Below are 17,863 nucleotides of genomic sequence, written 5' to 3'. Positions count from 1 at the left end.
CCGTCGCCTCTCATTCCCGCTGCTGGCGGCTTTTGTCGGACTGACAATGGCGAGCCAGGCCGCTGACCTGGTGGCGCCGCCGCCGGCGCAGACCGGCGAGGAGAGGGGAATCTGGGGCGCGATCGCCTACTCACCGGGCGACGGCAGGCACGGCTTCTTCTGGGGCGCCGACAAGCGGCAGGAAGCCGAAGACATCGCGCTCGAGCACTGCGAGAATGCGGACGGCGCGGGCTGCAGGGTGGTCGAGGTGTTTCGCAACCATCGCCATTGGGACGATGATGACGGCACCGGCTTTCCCTATGAGCATTGCGCGGCGCTTTCAGTCGGCAAGAGCCGTGGCCCGGCGACCCCGTTCTGGGGTGTCGCGTCCGCCACGACGCGTCGCGAAGCCGAGGACAAGGCCAAAGCCGAATGCGGCGGTGAGGAGAAGCAGTGCAAGATCCGCGAATGGGTCTGCACCTGAGCGTCGACTGCGCTGCAGCCTGCATTAGTTCTCGCGCGTGAAGCGGAAGGCAACGGCCCGCTGCCTCAGATATTCTCCGGTGTGACTATTTCGAAAGGTATCGACCGCTGAAGGGTGGCTAACGGCGCCTGCGGTCCAATGACATCGATCATCGTCTGCACGAGAAGGGCGGAGGTGGCCTCAAGTGGATGACACAGAGCTGCCGTGATCAACCCTTCCGACAATCCCTTGCGGGTTTCGGGCCCAATGTCGCGGCATACCACCTTGATCCCCGATCGCCTCTCGGAAGACACTTCCCTCAAGGCGCGAAGCACGCCTGTGATGCCGCCGCCAACAATTAGAATCCCCACCAGATCGTCCGTCGTCTTCAGCAACTCGGCCACCATGCGGTAGGCCTCGCTCGATTCCTCGTGAGTGGGGCGGCTCTCCTCCACTGTGAGCCGAGGCGCGTGCTCGCGCAGATAGGAGCGGAAGCTGGCGTCCGAGACATCCTGGCATTGGTAGCGATGATTGCCGATGAAGACAGCAATGCGACCCGGACCTTGCGTGGTCTGGGTAATCAGGAAGGCTGCGGTGCGCCCCAGCTTCCAGTTGTCTGTGCCTACATAGGCCGCTCTCTCCGGCGCGGACTGATCCGTGATGTAGGAGACGACCGGCTTACCCATCTCCTTCAGCGAACGGATGGCCTGGCCAATGATCGGGTGATCCGCCGCGACCACCGCCACGGCGTCGCACGCATCGCCAAGCGCGATGAGTCGGCTCGATATCGTCTCCGGCGTCAAAATATCCACGAAGTCGACGACAGGGTCGATGATCTCGTCCCGCCGTTCGCGGCAGGCGGTGACGATCTTCTTCCCGAACAGTTGATAGAGGTCGCGGGTCGACTGCTGGAGCAGGAAACCCAGCCGGTAATGCGGCGAGATTTTTCGCGCCCGGTCATCGATCGCGCCGATGCCGTAAAACCCAATTTCTTCCGCGGCGCTTTGCACGCGCTGGACGGTTTTCGGCCGCACGGCAACGGTGCCGCCCAGAATTCTGTTGACCGTCGCCACCGACACGCCTGCCGCGGTAGCAAGATCGTGGATTGTCGGCCGCTTCATGAACGCCCCATCCTTCCTTCTCTGTATCATCATGATTGAAACCAAATGATACAAATGCAATTTTGATATTATTTCTGCCTTCTCCGAATATCAACCCTCCGATATGAATTGCGCCGAGTTAGGGATCGGTCAGCCGAACTGAGGGCAAGGTCTGAACCCGCAAACACGGATCGATCCGAGCGAGGAGGCGCTGTCGCGATGGATGACCTTCAGTATGGAACACGCGACAAACGCGGCAATTGGGCGCCGCACCGCCGCGCTGAGCCGGCGCCGATCTGGCACCGCCCGTTCAATGCAAAGAAAGTCGTAGCCTGGATTCCAGAGTTCTTCTGGCCGTGGAATACGTTCCACCTCGCCACGTCGCTCATTTGGGTCAACCTGCTGATCCCGAGCTGGCAGAGCCTCGCGAGCCTCTCGCTGCTCAACTACCTTTGGCTGTACGGCCTCAACGCCGCTGGTATTTTTCTTTTCTACGGCTTCTTCGAGCTGCGCTTCTACGTCCAGCGCAAGCAGCAGAACCGCTTCAAGTACAATCCGAAATTTCCGTCGGACGCACCGTCCGATGTGTTCTGGTTCCAAAGCCAGAACATCGACAATTTCGCCCGCTCGTTTTTCGTCACGATACCGCTGTGGACGGTGGTCGAGGTCGTGATGCTTTGGGTCTATGCGAACAGCTGGGCGGTCTGGCTGCCATGGACGACGAACTGGCTATACCTGTCGTTCCTGGTGCTTATCGCGCCTGCCGTGCATGAGGTCTATTTCTTCTTCCTGCACCGGGCGATCCATTGGCCGCCGCTCTACAAATGGGTGCATTCGGTCCACCACAATTCGATCAATCCGAGCCCGTGGTCGTCGCTGTCGATGCATCCGGTCGAGGGCTTCCTCTATCATGCCGAAGCCTGGCTGCACCTGTTGATCCCGTCCAACCCGGTCTGCGCCTATTTCACGCTGCATGGAGCGGGTTTCGGCGCCGTCAACGGCCATCTCGGTTTCGAGACCTTCGAGATCACCGACAAGGTCAATCTCGATAGCCATTCCTACGTGCACTACCTGCACCACAAGTACTTCGAGGTGAATTACGGCGGCGACGGGCTGGTGCCACTCGATAAGCTGTTCGGCACCTGGCACGACGGCAGCAAGGAAGCCGACGAGGTCATGAAGGCCCGCTTCCGCAAGAAAAAGGAAAAGGTGCGGAGCCAGCAGGAAGGCCGCGGCGATCCGGCATCCGGAATGCCCGCGGAATAACGAACCAAGCGCCGTTTCGGCTGGGTCCGTGAGGAGCGGGCCCGGGACAAGAAGACTTTTGTCGAACCCTACGGGGTAATCTGGGAGGAATACCATGAAGCTTTTCAAGACACTGGTGTCGACAGCGGTGCTGATCGGGTTCAGCACCGGCGCGACGCTCGCCGCCAACATCTTCGTCGTCGGCGGCAAGCCGGACGATCCGTTCTGGTCGATCGTCAAGCGCGGTGCCGAAGACGCCGGCAAGGTCGTCGAGGCTCAGGGCGGCAAGGTGACCTGGCTCGGACCGCAGAACTACGACAATCTGGGTGTCGACGCCGCCGAATTGATCCGCCAGGCGATCGACCAGAAGGCCGACGCCATCGTCGGACCGGACTGGGTGCCGGAAGCGATGGATCCTGCATTCAAGGCGGTGCGAGACGCCGGCATTCCGCTGCTTATCTACAATGCCGGCGGGTTGAAAGCGGCCGACCGTCTCGGCGCCATGAACTATGTCGGCTCCGATGACTACAAGGGCGGCGTTGCGGCCGGCGAGTACCTTACCAAGACCGGCAACAAGAAGGGCGTCTGCATCAACACGCTGCCAGGCGCCGCCAACATCGAGGCGTTTTGCGGTGGCTTCAAGGAGGGTATGAAGAACGGCGGCGGCGAAGCCGACGTGCTGCCACTACCCGCCACATCCTTCGGCTCGGCAACCGCCGTTGCCCAGGCGGTGAAGGCCTATCTGTTGCAGCACCAGGACGTAAACGCTGTCTTTACGATCGGCAACGTCGACGCCAACTCGGCCATGAACGGGATCACCCAGGCCGGCAAGGTCGGAAAGGTGCACCTGTGCGGCATGAACTTTGACGAGACCATCCTCAACAACATCAAGGGTGGCCAGCAGGACTGCGCCATCGACCAGCAGGGTTACCTGCAGGGATATCTCGCCGTGGCGATCCTCAATGGTCACGTCAATTACGGCCTGTCGGTGCCCACCCGCGAGATCCTTACGGGACCAGGCATCATCGACAAGACGAACGTCGACGCCACCATCGCTGGCGTGAAAGCAGGGACACGATAATCCTCCCGCCTGGGCCGCCCGCGTTTTGCGGCGGGCGGCCCTTTTTCCCTGTCTCCGCGGCGGCGCATTACGGCCAGCCGCGTGCTCGCGGATTACCCTAATGGCACATCCCGTCGCTTCCACATCAACGCCTGCGCTCGAACGCTCGCAGTCCGGACTGGCTCTCGGCCGGTTGGCGCGTCGACCGGAGTCGGGCTCGTTCCTTGGCATGGTCGCAGTCCTGCTTTTCTTCGGCGTATTCGGCGGCAACAGTTTCATGTCGGCAGCCGGTGCGGCAAGCTGGCTGAACATCGCTTCCGAGATCGGGATCATCGCGCTGCCGATAGGGTTGCTGATGATCGCCGGGGAACTGGACATCTCGGTCGGCGCGGTGATCCCCGCGGCGTCGCTCACCGCAGCCATCGTCTCGGGTCACTATGGGCTGCCCGATTGGCTTGGCATAGCGGCAGCGCTTGGCCTCGGCCTCGCCGTCGGCCTCGTCAACGGCCTGTTCGTGACGAGGACAACCATCCCGTCGCTTATCATCACCATCGGCACCATGTTCGGCACGATGGGGCTGACGCTGGGCCTCACCGTCAAGGTCGCCGGCAGCACCGGCGTCTCGCTCGTGCCGGACCCGCTTACCAAGCAAATCTTGGGTGACTATCTCGGCGGCATGTTCCAGGTCACGATCCTGTGGTGGGTCGTGTTCGTCATTGGCCTGTTCTGGCTGTTGCACGTCTCGCCGATGGGCAACTGGATCTACGCGCTCGGCGGAGACAAGGAAAGCGCACGCAATGTCGGCATCCCAACCAAGCGCCTGACCATCGGGCTGTTCATGCTGTCCGGCTTCAGCGCCGCTTTCGTCGGGGTCAGCGAGGTGATGGTCTACCAAAGCGCGCAGGTTCTGGCCGGTCAGTCCTTTATCTTCAATTCCATCATGTGCGTGGTCATCGGCGGCGTCTTGCTCACGGGCGGTTTCGGCTCGATCGTCGGCATCGTGTTCGGCACGCTCACCTTCTCGATCGTGAACCAGGGCATCTATTTCACCAGTCTCGATCCCAATGTCGGCAGCGTCATCATCGGCGCGCTTCTGTTGATAGCGGTGTTGACCAACGACACGTTCCGGCAGTTGGCGCTCAGCTATTCGTCGAAGAAGGGAGGACAGTCATGATGGACGCAATCAAATCATCACTGCGCCGTCCCGAAGCCGGATCTGTCCTCAGCCTCATTGGCGTGGTGCTGTTCTTCGTTCTGTTCGGCGGCGCTAATTTGGGCACGCTGGTTGGCGCGGCGAGTTGGGTCAATTTCGCGGCCAATCTCGGCATCGTCGCCACTCCCGTCGGCCTGCTGATGATCGCGGGCGAACTCGACATTTCCATCGGCGCCTTGATCCCCGCCGGTTCGATGACCACGGCCATCCTGACCGGCTACTACGGACTGCCGATAACCGTAGGGATCGCCGGCGCGCTGGCGGTCGGCGTGGCGGTTGGCCTGATCAACGGCCTGCTGACGATACGAACCTCCGTGCCCTCGCTGATCATTACCCTGGCCACGCTGGTCGCCATGCAAGGGGTGGTGCTCGGCGGGTCGGTGCTTCTGACCGGCAATGCCAGCGTTGCCGTGACCGCGCCGGACTGGGCCAAGTTCCTGTTCGGCCAGCTGATCGGCGGCAGTCACCAGGTGATCATTGTCTGGTGGGTCGCCTTCGCTGCGATCATAGGATTCGTTGTGCACAAGACCCGCTACGGCAACTGGCTGTTTGCAATGGGCGGCGACAAGGTCAGCGCCCGCAACGCCGGCATTCCGACGAACCGGATGACCATTGCGCTGTTTGTGTTGTCCGCGGTCAGCGCCACATTCGTTGGCATCTGCCAGGCGATCCTGTTTAACTCCGCTCAGGTCTCCGGCGGCATGAGCTTCATCTTCAATGCGATCGTGTCCGTGGTGGTGGGCGGTGTGCTGCTGACCGGCGGTTTCGGGTCGGTCGCTGGTATCTTTGTGGGGACCGTCACCTTCGCCATCGTCAGCCAGGGCATCTACTTCACCCAGATCGACCGAAACTGGTCGAACTTGATTATCGGCGTGATGCTCCTGCTGGCCGTGCTGATGAACCAGTCATTCCGCGACCTGGCGCTGTACTTCAGGCCGCGGCGCAAGCGAACCGCGCCGCGGGAGCCAGCCAACCCATGAGATGAGTTTGAGATCACTTCCCGCTTCGGTGAATGCCACCCCCGCGCAGTCGAATTGCAGATGAAGAGATAACGCCATGAACGACAAACCTGCCATTCTCGAACTGAGGAACGTCAACAAGTCCTTTGGACCGATCGACGTGCTGCACGATATCTCGCTAAGGGTGCGCGCCGGCGAAGTGCTTTGCCTGCTCGGCGACAACGGCGCCGGCAAGTCTACCCTCATCAAGACCCTGGCCGGGGTCCACAAGCCAACCAGCGGCCAGATATTGATGGATGGTCAGCCCGTTACATTCACCGGCCCAAGCGATGCGCAGGGGCGCGGAATTGCCACCGTGCATCAGTTCGGCGGCACGTTTCCGCTGATGAGCATCGGGCGGTCTTTCTTCGTCGGCGTCGAGCCGACCAAGGGTTGGGGGCCGTTCAGGATCTACGACCGCAAGCGCGCCAACGAGATCGCGGTGAAAGCGGTCCGGGATTTCGGCATCACCCGCATCGACGACGGCGACCGGCTGGTGGGAGGCCTGTCGGGCGGCGAGCGCCAGTCGCTCGCGATTGCCCGCGCCGTGCATTTCGGAGCGCGCGTGCTGATCCTGGATGAGCCGACCGCGGCACTCGGCGTCAAGCAGGCCTCGCATGTGCTGCGCATCGTCAACGAGGCCAAGAAGCGCGGCCTGGCGGTGGTCTTCATCACCCACCAGGTCATGCACGCCATGACCGTCGGCGACCATTTCGCGGTGCTGATCCGCGGCGCCATCGCAGCCGATTTCCGCAAGGGCGAAAAGTCACGCGAGGAAATTACGGATCTGATGGCCGGCGGCGAGACCATGGCCGACCTCGAAGCCCAGGTCGAAGGCTACATGGAAACCCATGCGGGCCATCCGCCGTCCCTAATCCCAGCCGCTCACTAGACTTTCCTTGGGAGGCTATCCAGTCCGGCGCGGCTTCATCTCACCGCTCACCGCGATCCCGTAAACCCGAAAAGCAAAAACAGGACAGAAATGACAATTCGCATTGCAGTGATCGGCGCCGGCCTCATGGGCGCGGATCATGCCAGGATAGTCGCCGAGGAACTGCCAGGCGCAACCCTCCAATTGGTTTGCGACATGGATGAGCGGCGCGCTCGTTTCGTCGCCGATGCATGCGGCGCCAACGACATTGCCACCGACCCCGAGGGCGCCATCGCGCGGCAGGACGTTGACGCCGTTATCATCGCCAGCCCCGATTTCACGCACGCGCCGCTGTCCATGGCCTGCATCGGCGCCGGCAAGCGGGTTCTATGCGAAAAGCCCCTTTCACAAGCGTCGGCTGACTGCATCGCGGTGATGGCAGCCGAACAGAAGGCCGGAGCGAAATTCGTCCAGCTCGGCTTCATGCGCCGGTACGACCGCTCCTACCAGGAGATGAAGCGGGCGCTGGAAGACGGCCGTCTCGGCCGGGCGTTGATGATGCACAATTTCCACCGCAACGTCGAAACGCCGGCCGCCGATTTCACCGGCGCGATGGCCATCACAAATTCCGCCCCGCATGAATTCGACGTCGTGCGTTATGTGCTGGGGACTGAATATGCCGCCATTTCCGCATTCCAGCCGAGACGCTCGGACGCGCGTGTTGCGCCTGTTGTCATGGTGCTGGAAACCATGGATGGCCAGCTGGTCAACATCGAGATCAACAACAACGCCGCCTACGGCTATGACGTGCGTGCCGAGCTGATCGGCGAACGGGGTGCCCTGGCGACCAACAATGTAGCCTATATCCGCACTGAGTCCGCGCTTACCCAAAGCACCAGCTACGACGCCGATTGGCGGACCCGGTACTACGATGCCTATCGCCGCCAGAACCGCGACTTCCTGCGCTTCGTCGTGACCGGCGATTTCCCGGCGACCGCCTCGGATTGCTGGGACGGATACTGCGCGGCCCTCGTTGCCGAGGCCGGCGTGAGGGCGCTCAAGGAAGGCCGCCGCACAGAGGTCCAGATGATTGCAAAGCCGGAGTTCTACGCGTGAAGCTCGGTTTCGTTTCAGACAGTCTCGGCAACCTGCCGTTCGAGGCGGTGATCAATCATGCCCAGCGCATGGGCGTATCCGGTATCGAGGTGAACACGTGCGGCTGGTCGACCGCCCCCCATTTCCGTCTCGCATCGATGCTGGGCAACAGGGAAACACAGAGACGCTTTATGGGAGCGTTCGAGGAACGCGGGCTGGAGATCATCAGCCTGAATGCGAATGGCAATCCGTTGCATCCGACCGACCGGGCCCAGGGCGAGGCTTTGAAAGATACGATCCGCGTCGCCGGCGAGATGGGCATCCGCACCGTCTGCACCATGAGCGGCCTCCCGGCCGGCAGCGCCGGCGACACCATGCCGAACTGGGTTGTCTCGTCCTGGCCGCCGGAAACGCAGACCATCCTCAAATATCAATGGGAAGAAAAGCTGATCCCGTTCTGGACCGAGATCGCTGCGCTGGCGAAGCAAAACGGCGTCGAGCGCATCGCGCTGGAACTGCATGGCAATCAATGCGTCTACAACGTGCCCTCGCTGTTGAAATTGCGACAAGCGGTCGGGCCGGTCGTGGGCGCCAATCTCGACCCCTCGCACCTGTTCTGGATGGGCGCCGATCCGCTCGCGGCCGCCGAAGCGCTGGGCGAGGCCATCTATCACGTGCATGCCAAGGATACGATGCTGAACCGGCCCGTTCAGGCAACGACCTCGCTGCTCGAGAATGGCAGCCTGATGGACATCCCGGCCCGCTCCTGGAGCTACATCACGCTCGGCTTCGGTCATGGCGAGGAGTGGTGGCGGCAGTTCTGCTATCGGCTGAAGATGGCCGGCTATGATGGCTGGCTCTCCATCGAGCACGAGGACGTGCTTCTGAATTCGCTGGAGGGGCTCGAAAAGTCGGTTGCCCTGCTCCAGGGCGTGATGCCGTCGGCTCCCGCAGACTTCAAACCGCAAGATATCTGAGGAGACGTATATGCCCTGGGTCGATGCTTGTGCCGCTGACGAAATCGAAGCCGAGGAAGCCAAGCGTTTCGAGAATGGCGGCCGCACCTTCGCGATCTTCCGTAACGATGCGGACGAATATTACTGTACGGACGGATTATGCACACACGAGGCGATCCACCTTGCCGACGGTCTTGTCATGGGCAATACGGTGGAGTGTCCCAAGCACGCGTCCGTTTTCGACTTCACCACTGGCGAAGTCGAAACGCCGCCGGCCTGCGAGAACCTCAGGACATACAAGACCAAGGTCGAGAACGGCCGCGTGCACATCGAGATCTGACATGTCCGACACCTTTATCCTCGCCGCCTGCGCCGAAATGCTGTGGCGCGACAGGCCGATGGAATTCCGCGTCAGGCGGTTGACCGAACTGGGCTTCCAAATCGGGCTGTGGAACTGGCCGGAGCATGATCTCGCCATGCTCGAAAAATCCGGCGCCACCTTCTCGATCATGAACGGCTATCTGCGCGGCCGGCTCGCCGACGATGAAGGCGCGGAAGAACTCTTGAAGACAGCTAAGGAGACGGCCGCCGTCGGCAAGCGCCTCGGCGTGGCGCGCCTCAACCTGCATGGCACCGGACTGGGCGAGGGGGGTCTGCCGGTCAGCCCGTGCGAGACGGTGACCGGCGCGATGTGGCTCAAGGCGCGCGATACGCTCAACCGCGTCGCCGATCTTGCCGAAGCGGAAGGCGTTACCTTCACGCTGGAAAACCTCAACCTGCCGGTCGATCATCCCGGCGTGCCCTTCGCGCGCGCCCAGGACACGCTGGCGCTGGTGTCCGCCGTCAACCGGCCGGGCCTGCGCCTCAACCTCGACCTCTATCACGCGCAGATCGGCGAGGGGAATTTGATCGAGCTCTGCCGCGCCTGCCTGCCATGGATCGGCGAGGTCCAGGTGGCGGACGTGCCGGGGCGCATGGAGCCCGGCACCGGCGAGATCAACTATCGCGGCATCGCCCGCGCGCTGAAGGGTATGGGCTATCGTGGGCCGGTCGGCATGGAAGCGTTCGCTTCCGGCGATCCCGAAGCGGCGCTCGAGGCTTTCCGCAACGCTTTCACCATCTGAGGGGAAAATGGTCACCAAGAACAACCGTCCCACCGTTGCCGACATCCGCGCCATGAAGGCGCGCGGACAAAAGATTTCGATGCTCTATGTCACCTCGCTCGAAGAGGCGGCGGCGGCGAACGCGGCCGGCGTCGACATGCTGTCGATCGAGGGTCGCTTCTTCTCGCCGGAGATGCGCGATGCGGCCGGCCGCTGCTTCGTCCAGGTTGGGTTGCCTTACGGCCCCGCCGGCGATCTGGTCTCGGCGGAAGACTATCTGAAGGCCGCCTATCACTTCACGCGCATGGACGGCGACTGCTTCTACTGCGCCGCCTCGCTCGATATCCAGAAAACGCTCTGCGACAACGCCGTGCCGATCATCGCCCATGTCGGCCTCATCCCCTCGCAATGCACCTGGACCGGCGGCTTCAAGGCCGTCGGCAGGACGGCCGAGAGTGCGCGCTGGGTGTGGGACCACGTGAAACGCCTCGAAGCCATCGGCTGCTTCGGCGCCGAATTGGAAGTGGTGCCTGACCGCATCGCCGAACTGATCACCAGGAACACGCCGATGATCATGCTCGGCATGGGCGCCGGCCCCCATGCCGACGCGCAATATCTTTTCAGTGAGGACCTGCTTGGCCACACCGCCGGGCACAAGCCGCGCCACGCCAAGACCTATCGCAACTTCGCCGCCGAATTCGAGCGGCTGCAGCGCGAGCGCATCGCCGCCTATCGCGAGTTCATCGCCGATGTGCGCACCGGCGCCTATCCCGAGCCGCAGCACGTCGTGCCGATCGCCGACGGGGAGCTTGCCGCTTTCAAGGCCGCAGTGGATCTCTAGCGTTGAAGTGCGATCAGCCGATCTCGATGTCCATTTTGGCGATCAACCGCTCGCTCGCCCTTCAGGCGGCGTCCCACTGGCCTCTAAGCGTGTCCGCATTGGCGAGGGTGAGCCCGCAGGCCTCGACTGATCGCTTGGTGGCCGCGACGAGGTCCTGATTTCCCGAAGCCGGTGTTCCATCGGGCAGGAAAAGATTGTTCTCGAACCCGACGCGCGCGTTCCCGCCAAGCAGCGCGGCTGCCGTCACGCACGCCGTCTCCTGGTTGCCGAAGGCGCAGACCATCCAATGGCTTGCGGCGGCATTGCCCGGGGCCAAGAACGGCAGCAGGTCGGCCGGGCGGGACGTCCGTCCAACCGCGTAGCGACCGAGCGCATAGAGAACCGGCACATTGTCGAAGGGGATCAGGCCGCGGCCCGCGAGCATCGCGAGATAGGTTGCCTCCTCGGGAGTGTAGAGGATGATCTGCGGTGTGATCTTCTCCCTGCGCAGCGTTTCAAGGAATGCGGCGAAACCCGCTTCGTAAGTTTGGTCGGGCAACAACTCGCGCAGGGCCAGTGAAACCGCCTCGGGCCGCGCTTCCAGCACCACCCGCATCTGCTGTTCGGGCCGATAGATGCCCAGTGCCTCGCTGGTGATCTGGACGACGAGCCGTTCGTCGACACTGGCCCTGATCGCCGCGGTTGCGGTCCGGTAGGCTTCGGCGTCGAGCAGGTGATGGCCGTCGCGGTCGCGGACATGGACATGGATCATGGCGGCGCCCGAGTCGAGCGAAGCCGCGGCCACATGCGCCAACTCATCCGGTGTGATCGGCAAGGCGGGATGATCGGCCTTCGTGCGCCGGCCGCCATTTGGCGCCACGGCGATCGCGACTGGATCGGGGCGGCTGGCAACCGGTTGCATGGAATTCCTTTCGGCCCGAATGGCTGCTTCATCTGTCGCATAAGCATGCGTTGTGCAACAGATGCGACGTCATGGCCATCGACGCGATCGTCGAGGCCTCGTCGACCCGTCCGCTGAACGTCGCCGGGCAATCAAAGGGCGGGGCGCTTGGCTATGGCCAGGCCCATGCCGAGCGCGATCATAGCGCCGCCGGAGGCCTCCCGCAGCCGGCGTATGGTGCTGGCGCGCCCGGCCGCGCCTTGCCGGATGCGGCTCGCCGCAAAAGCGACCACGACATCGGCCACTGTGTTGAGCGTCACCGATATGAAGCCAAGGACCATGAATTGCAGCGCAACGTGGCCGGCGCCCAGGTTCACGAATTGCGGAATGAAGGCCAGGAAGAAGGCGGCCGTCTTTGGGTTCAAGGCCTCGACCAGCACGCCTTCGCGAAACGCTCGGCCAGTGCCGACGGCAGGCGACAGCGTCTCGCCTTCCAGCATCGTCTTTGCCTCGCGGCGCGCGGACTGGAAGGTGCGGAAGCCCAGCCAGACGAGGTAGAGGGCACCGATCAGTTTCAGCGCCGTGAACAGCTCCGCGCTGGCGAGCACGATAGCCGAAACACCCAGGCTGCCGGCAAGCACGTGGACCATGCCGCCGAGGCCCGTCCCGAAACTCGAGGCAATGCCTTCCGCGCGTCCTCCAGCCAGCGTGCGTGCGGCGACATAGAAGATGCCCGGCCCCGGTGTAATGGCAAGCAGGAATGCCGCGGCGAAGTACAAGGCGAACTGGGTCAAATCCGGCATGATGGACGCTCTTGAAAGTGCAGGGCCGGGTTCACACCGGCCAGTCTTCAGACCGGCCAGTCTTCACACCGGCCAGTCTTCACACGGGAATGAGCGGAGCGACCTCGCGGTCGGACGGTCGCTCGCTCGATGACAGGCCGGACACGACGCCGGCGCGATCGGCCGCGTTGCGGTTCTGGCTCATCTTGCGCTTGCCTTCGAGCTTCCTGATCGGCATGCGCAGGCCGACAATGCCCTTCAGTTGCGACTGGATGAAATCCGCCGGTGCGTCCGACACGGCCCAGGGTCCTGCGCGCTCGCCCTCATGCAGGTTGGTCAGGCGGGTCACCACCTCGAGCAGCCTGTCGGCATCCTCGAAGAACTCGATCGGCCCATGGGCGTGGACGGCGACATAGTTCCAGGTCGGCACCACCTTCCCGGTCTCCTGCTTGGTCTGATACCAGGCCGGCGTCACATAGGCGTCCGGGCCCATGAACATCGCCAGGCCGTCGCCCAGCGGCGGCATGCGCCATTGCGGGTTTGCCTTTGCGACATGGCCGTAGATCACGCCGTGCTCGCCCTCGTTCTCGTCGAGGAAAAGCGGCAGAGGCGTCGCCAGCGGGCCATCGGCCGTGGCGGTGACCAGGATTGCCAGCCGCGCGGCGCGGATCGTGGCGGTGAGGCTCTCATGATCGTCGTCGCGAAAGGCGGGCGGTGTGTACATGGCAAAACTCCTTGCGTTCCAGGAAAAGATGCCGGATGTCTGGCTTGCTTGGAATATCCAGTTTTGAAGGTTTTTGGTGGTCCAGTTGGAGCAGGACGGCGTCGCGCGGCGGATCATCGCGGCGATCAAGGAGCAGATCCACAGCGGCGCCTATCGGCCAGGCGATCGCCTTCCGTCGACGCGGGCTTTTGCGACCGAGTGGGGCGCCTCGCGAACCACGGTGACGGCCGCTTACAATCAGCTCGACGCCGAAGGCTATCTGATCATCCGGCATGGTGCGCGCGCCATCGTTGCTCCGGGGTTGGAGAGGGCGTCGGGAGAGGCGCCCGTCGCAGCCGCTTCGCCACGCAACCTCTCGGCATTCGCACGACGGTTACTGGCCTTGCCTGCGCCTGCGGAAGGGCAACCAGCCAAGCTTGCGGATTTCCGCTATGGCGAGTTGTCCGGTGCGGACTTCCTGGTGCTGGCCTGGCGGCGCGCGTCGAACAAGGCGATCCTGCGGCGCGCCGCGCGGCTGCGCTATGGCGATCCTCAGGGGTCTTCCGTTCTGCGCAACGCGCTTCAGGCCTATCTCTGGCGGGCCCGCGGCATCAGTTGCACGCCGGACCAGATCGTCATCGTCAACGGCTCGCAGCAGGGATTGGACCTCTGCGCGCGGCTCATGCTCGATGCCGGTGACCCCTTTGTGATCGAGAACCCCGGCTATCTATTGGCACGCCACGCCTTCGTGGCGGCCGGAGGCGTCGCCGTGCCCGTTGCCGTCGACGCGGACGGGCTAAGGACGGATACGCTGCCGCCGGCCCGCCTCGCCTATGTGACGCCTTCGCACCAGTTTCCGCTCGGTGGCGTGCTTTCGGCGACGCGGCGGCGTTCGCTGCTGGCCTGGGCCGCCGGCGCGGGGGCCTATATTGTGGAAGACGATTATGACGGCGAATACCGTCATGACATCAGCCCGATCCCGCCTCTGCAGGCGCTCGACGCGGATAGCGTCATCTATGTCGGAACGCTGTCCAAGACGCTCTCGCCGACCTTGAGGCTCGGCTATCTCGTCGTCCCCGCCAGCCTGCGCCGGGCGTTCAGCGAGGCCAAGCGCCTGACCGACCGGCATGCTCCGATGCTGGAACAGGACGTGCTGGCCGAATTGCTGGCGAGCGGCGCCTACGAGCGCCACGTGCGCAGCATTCGCAGGAAGAACGCCGAGCGCAGGGGCATCCTGCTGCAGGCTTTGACTGAACATCTGGGGTCGCGGGTTACCGTCGCCGGGGCCGAGACTGGCCTGCATGTCGTTGTCTGGTTGAACGGCATCGATGCTGGACGCGAACCGGCGATCATCGCCGCGGCGGGCACCGCCGGTATCGGCCTCTATCCCGTGTCGCCGCTCTACGATCCGAGCGGGCCCCGGCCGGAAACGGCCGGCTTCATTCTTGGTTACGCCGGGCTCGATGCGGAAGCACTGCGGCGCGGCGTTGCGGTGCTGGCCACCATATTGGCCGAGCACCGCTGACGAAACCAACCGCTTAGAAAATCTCGTTGGTGAGCCGCTTCACCGGACCGAGCAGGATCGAGCCCGTCGGCACGCCATTGTCGATCGGGATGGCCTTGCGCTCCGGCAAGTCCTCTTCCGGCGCGCCGATATTGGCCGTCACGATAACCGGCGTCTTGGTCGGCACGCGGTCGTAGAGATCGATGATGTCCTGGTTGATCAAACGAACGCATCCCGACGACACCGACTTGCCGATCGACCACCATTCCGGCGAGCCGTGCAGGCGATAGAGCGTGTCCTGGTTGCCTTGGAAGAGATAGAGCGCACGCGCCCCGAGCGGGTTCTTCAGGCCACCCGGCATGCCGCCGTTCTTGGCGCTGTATTGCGTCAGTTCCGGCTGTCGGGCGACCATCTCGTCCGGCGGCGTCCATTTCGGCCATTTCTGCTTCCACTGCACGACGGCGTCGCCCGACCATTCGAAGCCGGCGCGACCGAGGCCGACGCCGTAGCGGATCGCCTGACCGCCCTCGCGCACCAGATAGAGGAAGTGGCCGGTGGTATCGACGACGATGGTGCCCGGGCGCTGTCCGGTCGGATCGGGGACGATCTGGCGCAAGAATTTGTGATCGATCTTGTTGACCGGGATGGCCGGCAGGTCGAAGCCATTGTCCGACATCGCGCCATACATCGTCTCGTAATCGCCGAGGGGCGGCTCGACATAGGCCGGCGGTGGCGGCTGGATGGGAGCGGGGGCCGGACCGGTGGTGGTGCACGCGGACACGGCGGCCGAAGCAGCGCCAAGGGCTGTGAAATTGAGGAAGCCACGGCGGCTGAGGCGGAAGGAAGCGTCTGACATGGTTGCCTTTTCTAGGTCTTAATTCGCAAGAAAGCATGAATCCGCCGGCACGTCGCCGACGGCATTCATAACAGTCGGCGGCGATAGGCGGTTCCAATTCTGGCCTGAGGGTGGACAGAAAAAGGCGAAGCTGTGACCGCGCCATAGCTGTTGCGCTGCAGCAACAGAGGTCTCAGGCGCCTGCCAGGAGACCTTCGAGCGAAGGCAGGATCAGGCCCGGCTGAAAGTCGCGGTATTCATCCGGCTGGTTGGTCCGGTTGATCCAGACCGTACGGAAACCGAACTTGGTCGCGCCGGCGATGTCCCAGCGGTTCGACGACTGGAACGACACCGCGCCCGGATAGAGCCGCCAGCCAGTGACCACCATGTCGTAGACCGACGGGTCGGTCTTGAAGCGTTTGACCTGGTCGACCGAGAAAACGTCGTCGAGGATCTGGTCGAGCGCCGCGGACTTGACCGCCGCGTCGAGCATTTCGGGCGAGCCGTTGGATAGGATCGCAAGCTTCGCGCCCGAGGCCTTGAGCGCTTTCAGCACGGCGGGCACTTCAGGATAGCAGTCGAGCCGCCAATAGGCTTCGAGCAGTCTCGTCCGCAGCGCCGGATCGGCCGAGGGAACCTTGCGCAACGCAAAGTCGAGCGCCTGCTCGGTCAATTGCCAGAAATCGGCGTAAGCGCCCCCCATCAGCGTCCGCACCCAGGAATATTCGAGTTGCTTGGCGCGCCAGATTTCGGAGAGAAGCTGGCCGTCCGGCCCGATCTCGCCGGCATGCCGGCGCACGGCGGCGTGCACGTCGAACAACGTGCCATAGGCGTCGAAGACATAGGCCGCATGATGCATAACGAGAGTTTTGAGGCGAGGATGCGCCCCGTGCAAGCGCTGATTGCGCTTTTAATGCATGTCGCCCAAAAGTGTGTCGCGGTTTTGGGAAACCGACATGCATCAAACAAATAATGCATGTCGCCCAAAAGTGTGTCGCGGTTTTGGGAAGCCGACATGCATCGAACAAGAGACTTGCAGGGCGTTGCCCGATCCGTTTCGGGCGACGCTCTGTAAGTATCGCTGGCCTCAACGATTTTTGGCCATGTCGGTTGACGCCAACCGTCAAAGCATCGTCCTATGGCGGCCTGAAATCACTCATTTGGACGGCGAACATGACACTGGCGGCGGCGGCGCAAACCGCGACTTGGACCTATGTGGACGGCGACTGGTACGAGGGCAACGTCGCCATTCTCGGGCCGCGCAGCCACGCCATGTGGCTGGGCACCAGCGTCTTCGACGGCGGCCGCTGGTTCGAGGGCGTGGCGCCCGACCTCGAGCTTCATTCCGCCCGCGTCAACGCCTCGGCGACGGCGCTTGGCCTGAAACCCTCCATGACCGCCGAGGAGATCGCCGGCCTGACCTGGGATGGGCTGAAGAAATTCGACGGCAAGACGGCGGTCTATATCAGGCCGATGTATTGGGCCGAGCATGGCGGCTATATGGGCGTGCCGGCCGATCCGGCCTCGACCCGCTTCTGTCTTTGCCTCTACGAATCGCCGATGATCCCGCCATCCGGCTTTTCGGTCGGCGTCTCGCTGTTCCGGCGCCCGACCATCGAGACCATGCCGACCAACGCCAAGGCCGGCTGCCTTTACCCCAACAACGGTCGCGCCATCCTGGAGGCCAAGAACCGCGGCTTCGACAACGCGCTGGTGCTCGACATGCTTGGCAATGTCGCCGAGACCGGAACCTCCAACATCTTCCTGGTCAAGGACGGCCATGTGATGACGCCGGCCCCGAACGGCACGTTCCTCTCCGGCATCACCCGCTCGCGCACCATCAACCTGCTCGGCGACTACGGTTTCAGGACCACCGAGAAGACGCTGTCGGTTCGCGATTTCCTCGAGGCCGACGAGATATTCTCGACCGGCAACCACTCGAAAGTGGTGCCCATCACCCGCATCGAAAACCGCGACCTGCAGCCCGGACCGGTCGCCAAGAAGGCGCGCGAGCTCTATTGGGAATGGGCGCATTCGACGTCCGCCGCCTGAGCCGCCGGAGCGTTTCACCGTTTCACGCAGACGGCGAACAGCTCCGCCTCGTTGTTTTTGCGCAATTCCGGGCGGAAAACCGTTTCGCACTTTTCCCGGAATTGCTCTAAAAAGTCGCTCGGCGCTCCATTCTGGAGTTGCCCCGACCCATTCCAGACCTATCTTAGCTCGGTAATATCACCG

The 17,863-nt window shown here is 63.2% G+C and carries 19 protein-coding genes; 13 read left to right on the top strand and 6 right to left on the bottom strand.

Features of this window, described 5'->3' with window-relative positions; genetic code table 11:
- The first annotated feature begins 46 nt into the window (after window positions 1-46).
- The gene (locus FJW10_RS23665) at window positions 47-463 is read left to right on the top strand and encodes a DUF4189 domain-containing protein (RefSeq protein WP_246674356.1); all 417 of its coding nucleotides are present in this window, start codon (window positions 47-49) and stop codon (window positions 461-463) included.
- Between the two features lie 65 nt (window positions 464-528).
- Here FJW10_RS23665 and FJW10_RS23660 read toward each other — a convergent pair whose 3' ends face one another.
- Window positions 529-1,563, bottom strand: coding sequence for a LacI family DNA-binding transcriptional regulator (locus tag FJW10_RS23660; RefSeq protein ID WP_140830959.1), 1,035 nt, complete (start codon window positions 1,561-1,563; stop codon window positions 529-531).
- A 198-nt stretch (window positions 1,564-1,761) separates the two neighbouring features.
- Between FJW10_RS23660 and FJW10_RS23655 the strand changes: the two genes are divergently transcribed.
- The 10 genes from FJW10_RS23655 to FJW10_RS23610 all read left to right on the top strand — a co-directional run bounded on the left by FJW10_RS23655 (window position 1,762) and on the right by FJW10_RS23610 (window position 10,924).
- The gene (locus FJW10_RS23655; RefSeq protein WP_140901854.1) at window positions 1,762-2,808 is read left to right on the top strand and encodes a sterol desaturase family protein; all 1,047 of its coding nucleotides are present in this window, start codon (window positions 1,762-1,764) and stop codon (window positions 2,806-2,808) included.
- A gap of 94 nt (window positions 2,809-2,902) precedes the next feature.
- Window positions 2,903-3,868 carry a sugar ABC transporter substrate-binding protein gene (locus FJW10_RS23650; RefSeq protein ID WP_140901853.1) on the top strand — a complete coding sequence of 322 codons (966 nt, stop codon included), beginning with the start codon at window positions 2,903-2,905 and terminating at the stop codon, window positions 3,866-3,868.
- A gap of 100 nt (window positions 3,869-3,968) precedes the next feature.
- Window positions 3,969-5,021 (top strand): ABC transporter permease, encoded by a 1,053-nt coding sequence (locus tag FJW10_RS23645; protein ID WP_140901852.1) that lies wholly within the window; start codon window positions 3,969-3,971, stop codon window positions 5,019-5,021.
- Window positions 5,021-6,040 carry an ABC transporter permease gene (locus FJW10_RS23640; protein ID WP_140901868.1) on the top strand — a complete coding sequence of 340 codons (1,020 nt, stop codon included), beginning with the start codon at window positions 5,021-5,023 and terminating at the stop codon, window positions 6,038-6,040. The genes FJW10_RS23645 and FJW10_RS23640 overlap by 1 nt, the downstream gene beginning before the upstream one ends.
- 76 nt (window positions 6,041-6,116) lie before the next feature.
- Window positions 6,117-6,950: an ATP-binding cassette domain-containing protein gene (locus FJW10_RS23635; protein ID WP_140658831.1), complete on the top strand. Its 834-nt coding sequence runs from the start codon at window positions 6,117-6,119 to the stop codon at window positions 6,948-6,950.
- Between the two features lie 90 nt (window positions 6,951-7,040).
- On the top strand, window positions 7,041-8,045 hold the full coding sequence (locus FJW10_RS23630) for a Gfo/Idh/MocA family oxidoreductase (protein ID WP_140901851.1): 1,005 nt from the start codon (window positions 7,041-7,043) through the stop codon (window positions 8,043-8,045).
- Window positions 8,042-9,001, top strand: a complete 960-nt coding sequence (locus FJW10_RS23625) for a sugar phosphate isomerase/epimerase (RefSeq protein WP_140901850.1) — start codon at window positions 8,042-8,044, stop codon at window positions 8,999-9,001. The genes FJW10_RS23630 and FJW10_RS23625 overlap by 4 nt, the downstream gene beginning before the upstream one ends.
- 10 nt (window positions 9,002-9,011) lie before the next feature.
- Window positions 9,012-9,320: a MocE family 2Fe-2S type ferredoxin gene (locus FJW10_RS23620; RefSeq protein WP_140785275.1), complete on the top strand. Its 309-nt coding sequence runs from the start codon at window positions 9,012-9,014 to the stop codon at window positions 9,318-9,320.
- Window position 9,321: 1 nt separating this feature from the next.
- Window positions 9,322-10,104 (top strand): TIM barrel protein, encoded by a 783-nt coding sequence (locus FJW10_RS23615; RefSeq protein WP_140901849.1) that lies wholly within the window; start codon window positions 9,322-9,324, stop codon window positions 10,102-10,104.
- A gap of 7 nt (window positions 10,105-10,111) precedes the next feature.
- Window positions 10,112-10,924: a 3-methyl-2-oxobutanoate hydroxymethyltransferase gene (locus FJW10_RS23610; RefSeq protein WP_140901848.1), complete on the top strand. Its 813-nt coding sequence runs from the start codon at window positions 10,112-10,114 to the stop codon at window positions 10,922-10,924.
- 61 nt (window positions 10,925-10,985) lie between these two features.
- On the opposite strand, the gene FJW10_RS23605 is transcribed toward FJW10_RS23610, so the two are convergent.
- The 3 genes from FJW10_RS23605 to FJW10_RS23595 all read right to left on the bottom strand — a co-directional run bounded on the left by FJW10_RS23605 (window position 10,986) and on the right by FJW10_RS23595 (window position 13,310).
- Entirely contained in the window at window positions 10,986-11,825 is an 840-nt protein-coding gene (locus tag FJW10_RS23605; RefSeq protein ID WP_140901847.1) for a 3-keto-5-aminohexanoate cleavage protein, read from the bottom strand.
- 131 nt (window positions 11,826-11,956) lie between these two features.
- On the bottom strand, window positions 11,957-12,607 hold the full coding sequence (locus tag FJW10_RS23600) for a LysE family translocator (RefSeq protein WP_140901846.1): 651 nt from the start codon (window positions 12,605-12,607) through the stop codon (window positions 11,957-11,959).
- Between the two features lie 79 nt (window positions 12,608-12,686).
- Complete coding sequence (locus tag FJW10_RS23595) at window positions 12,687-13,310, bottom strand: FMN-binding negative transcriptional regulator (protein WP_140901845.1); 624 nt, start codon at window positions 13,308-13,310, stop codon at window positions 12,687-12,689.
- A gap of 85 nt (window positions 13,311-13,395) precedes the next feature.
- Between FJW10_RS23595 and FJW10_RS23590 the strand changes: the two genes are divergently transcribed.
- Window positions 13,396-14,814: a PLP-dependent aminotransferase family protein gene (locus tag FJW10_RS23590; protein ID WP_210239818.1), complete on the top strand. Its 1,419-nt coding sequence runs from the start codon at window positions 13,396-13,398 to the stop codon at window positions 14,812-14,814.
- Window positions 14,815-14,827: 13 nt separating this feature from the next.
- Here the strand turns inward: FJW10_RS23590 and FJW10_RS23585 are convergent, their stop codons facing one another.
- Window positions 14,828-15,649, bottom strand: coding sequence for a L,D-transpeptidase (locus FJW10_RS23585; protein ID WP_140830982.1), 822 nt, complete (start codon window positions 15,647-15,649; stop codon window positions 14,828-14,830).
- Between the two features lie 172 nt (window positions 15,650-15,821).
- The gene (locus FJW10_RS23580) at window positions 15,822-16,487 is read right to left on the bottom strand and encodes a haloacid dehalogenase type II (protein ID WP_140901843.1); all 666 of its coding nucleotides are present in this window, start codon (window positions 16,485-16,487) and stop codon (window positions 15,822-15,824) included.
- Between the two features lie 314 nt (window positions 16,488-16,801).
- On the opposite strand from FJW10_RS23580, the gene FJW10_RS23575 reads away from it, so the two are divergent.
- Window positions 16,802-17,680 (top strand): branched-chain amino acid aminotransferase, encoded by an 879-nt coding sequence (locus tag FJW10_RS23575; RefSeq protein ID WP_140901842.1) that lies wholly within the window; start codon window positions 16,802-16,804, stop codon window positions 17,678-17,680.
- Window positions 17,681-17,863: the final 183 nt, after the last annotated feature.

Source organism: Mesorhizobium sp. B4-1-1, assembly GCF_006439375.1.
Lineage (GTDB): Bacteria > Pseudomonadota > Alphaproteobacteria > Rhizobiales > Rhizobiaceae > Mesorhizobium.
This window is presented reverse-complemented; position numbering and strand designations above follow the sequence as displayed.

Coding starts and splice junctions, on each gene's coding strand:
- FJW10_RS23665 (WP_246674356.1), top strand. CDS start 47: ATGGCGAGCCAGGCCGCTGACCTGGTGGCGCCGCCGCCGGCGCAGACC.
- FJW10_RS23660 (WP_140830959.1), bottom strand. CDS start 1,563: ATGAAGCGGCCGACAATCCACGATCTTGCTACCGCGGCAGGCGTGTCG.
- FJW10_RS23655 (WP_140901854.1), top strand. CDS start 1,762: ATGGATGACCTTCAGTATGGAACACGCGACAAACGCGGCAATTGGGCG.
- FJW10_RS23650 (WP_140901853.1), top strand. CDS start 2,903: ATGAAGCTTTTCAAGACACTGGTGTCGACAGCGGTGCTGATCGGGTTC.
- FJW10_RS23645 (WP_140901852.1), top strand. CDS start 3,969: ATGGCACATCCCGTCGCTTCCACATCAACGCCTGCGCTCGAACGCTCG.
- FJW10_RS23640 (WP_140901868.1), top strand. CDS start 5,021: ATGGACGCAATCAAATCATCACTGCGCCGTCCCGAAGCCGGATCTGTC.
- FJW10_RS23635 (WP_140658831.1), top strand. CDS start 6,117: ATGAACGACAAACCTGCCATTCTCGAACTGAGGAACGTCAACAAGTCC.
- FJW10_RS23630 (WP_140901851.1), top strand. CDS start 7,041: ATGACAATTCGCATTGCAGTGATCGGCGCCGGCCTCATGGGCGCGGAT.
- FJW10_RS23620 (WP_140785275.1), top strand. CDS start 9,012: ATGCCCTGGGTCGATGCTTGTGCCGCTGACGAAATCGAAGCCGAGGAA.
- FJW10_RS23615 (WP_140901849.1), top strand. CDS start 9,322: ATGTCCGACACCTTTATCCTCGCCGCCTGCGCCGAAATGCTGTGGCGC.
- FJW10_RS23610 (WP_140901848.1), top strand. CDS start 10,112: ATGGTCACCAAGAACAACCGTCCCACCGTTGCCGACATCCGCGCCATG.
- FJW10_RS23605 (WP_140901847.1), bottom strand. CDS start 11,825: ATGCAACCGGTTGCCAGCCGCCCCGATCCAGTCGCGATCGCCGTGGCG.
- FJW10_RS23600 (WP_140901846.1), bottom strand. CDS start 12,607: ATGCCGGATTTGACCCAGTTCGCCTTGTACTTCGCCGCGGCATTCCTG.
- FJW10_RS23595 (WP_140901845.1), bottom strand. CDS start 13,310: ATGTACACACCGCCCGCCTTTCGCGACGACGATCATGAGAGCCTCACC.
- FJW10_RS23585 (WP_140830982.1), bottom strand. CDS start 15,649: ATGTCAGACGCTTCCTTCCGCCTCAGCCGCCGTGGCTTCCTCAATTTC.
- FJW10_RS23580 (WP_140901843.1), bottom strand. CDS start 16,487: ATGCATCATGCGGCCTATGTCTTCGACGCCTATGGCACGTTGTTCGAC.
- FJW10_RS23575 (WP_140901842.1), top strand. CDS start 16,802: ATGACACTGGCGGCGGCGGCGCAAACCGCGACTTGGACCTATGTGGAC.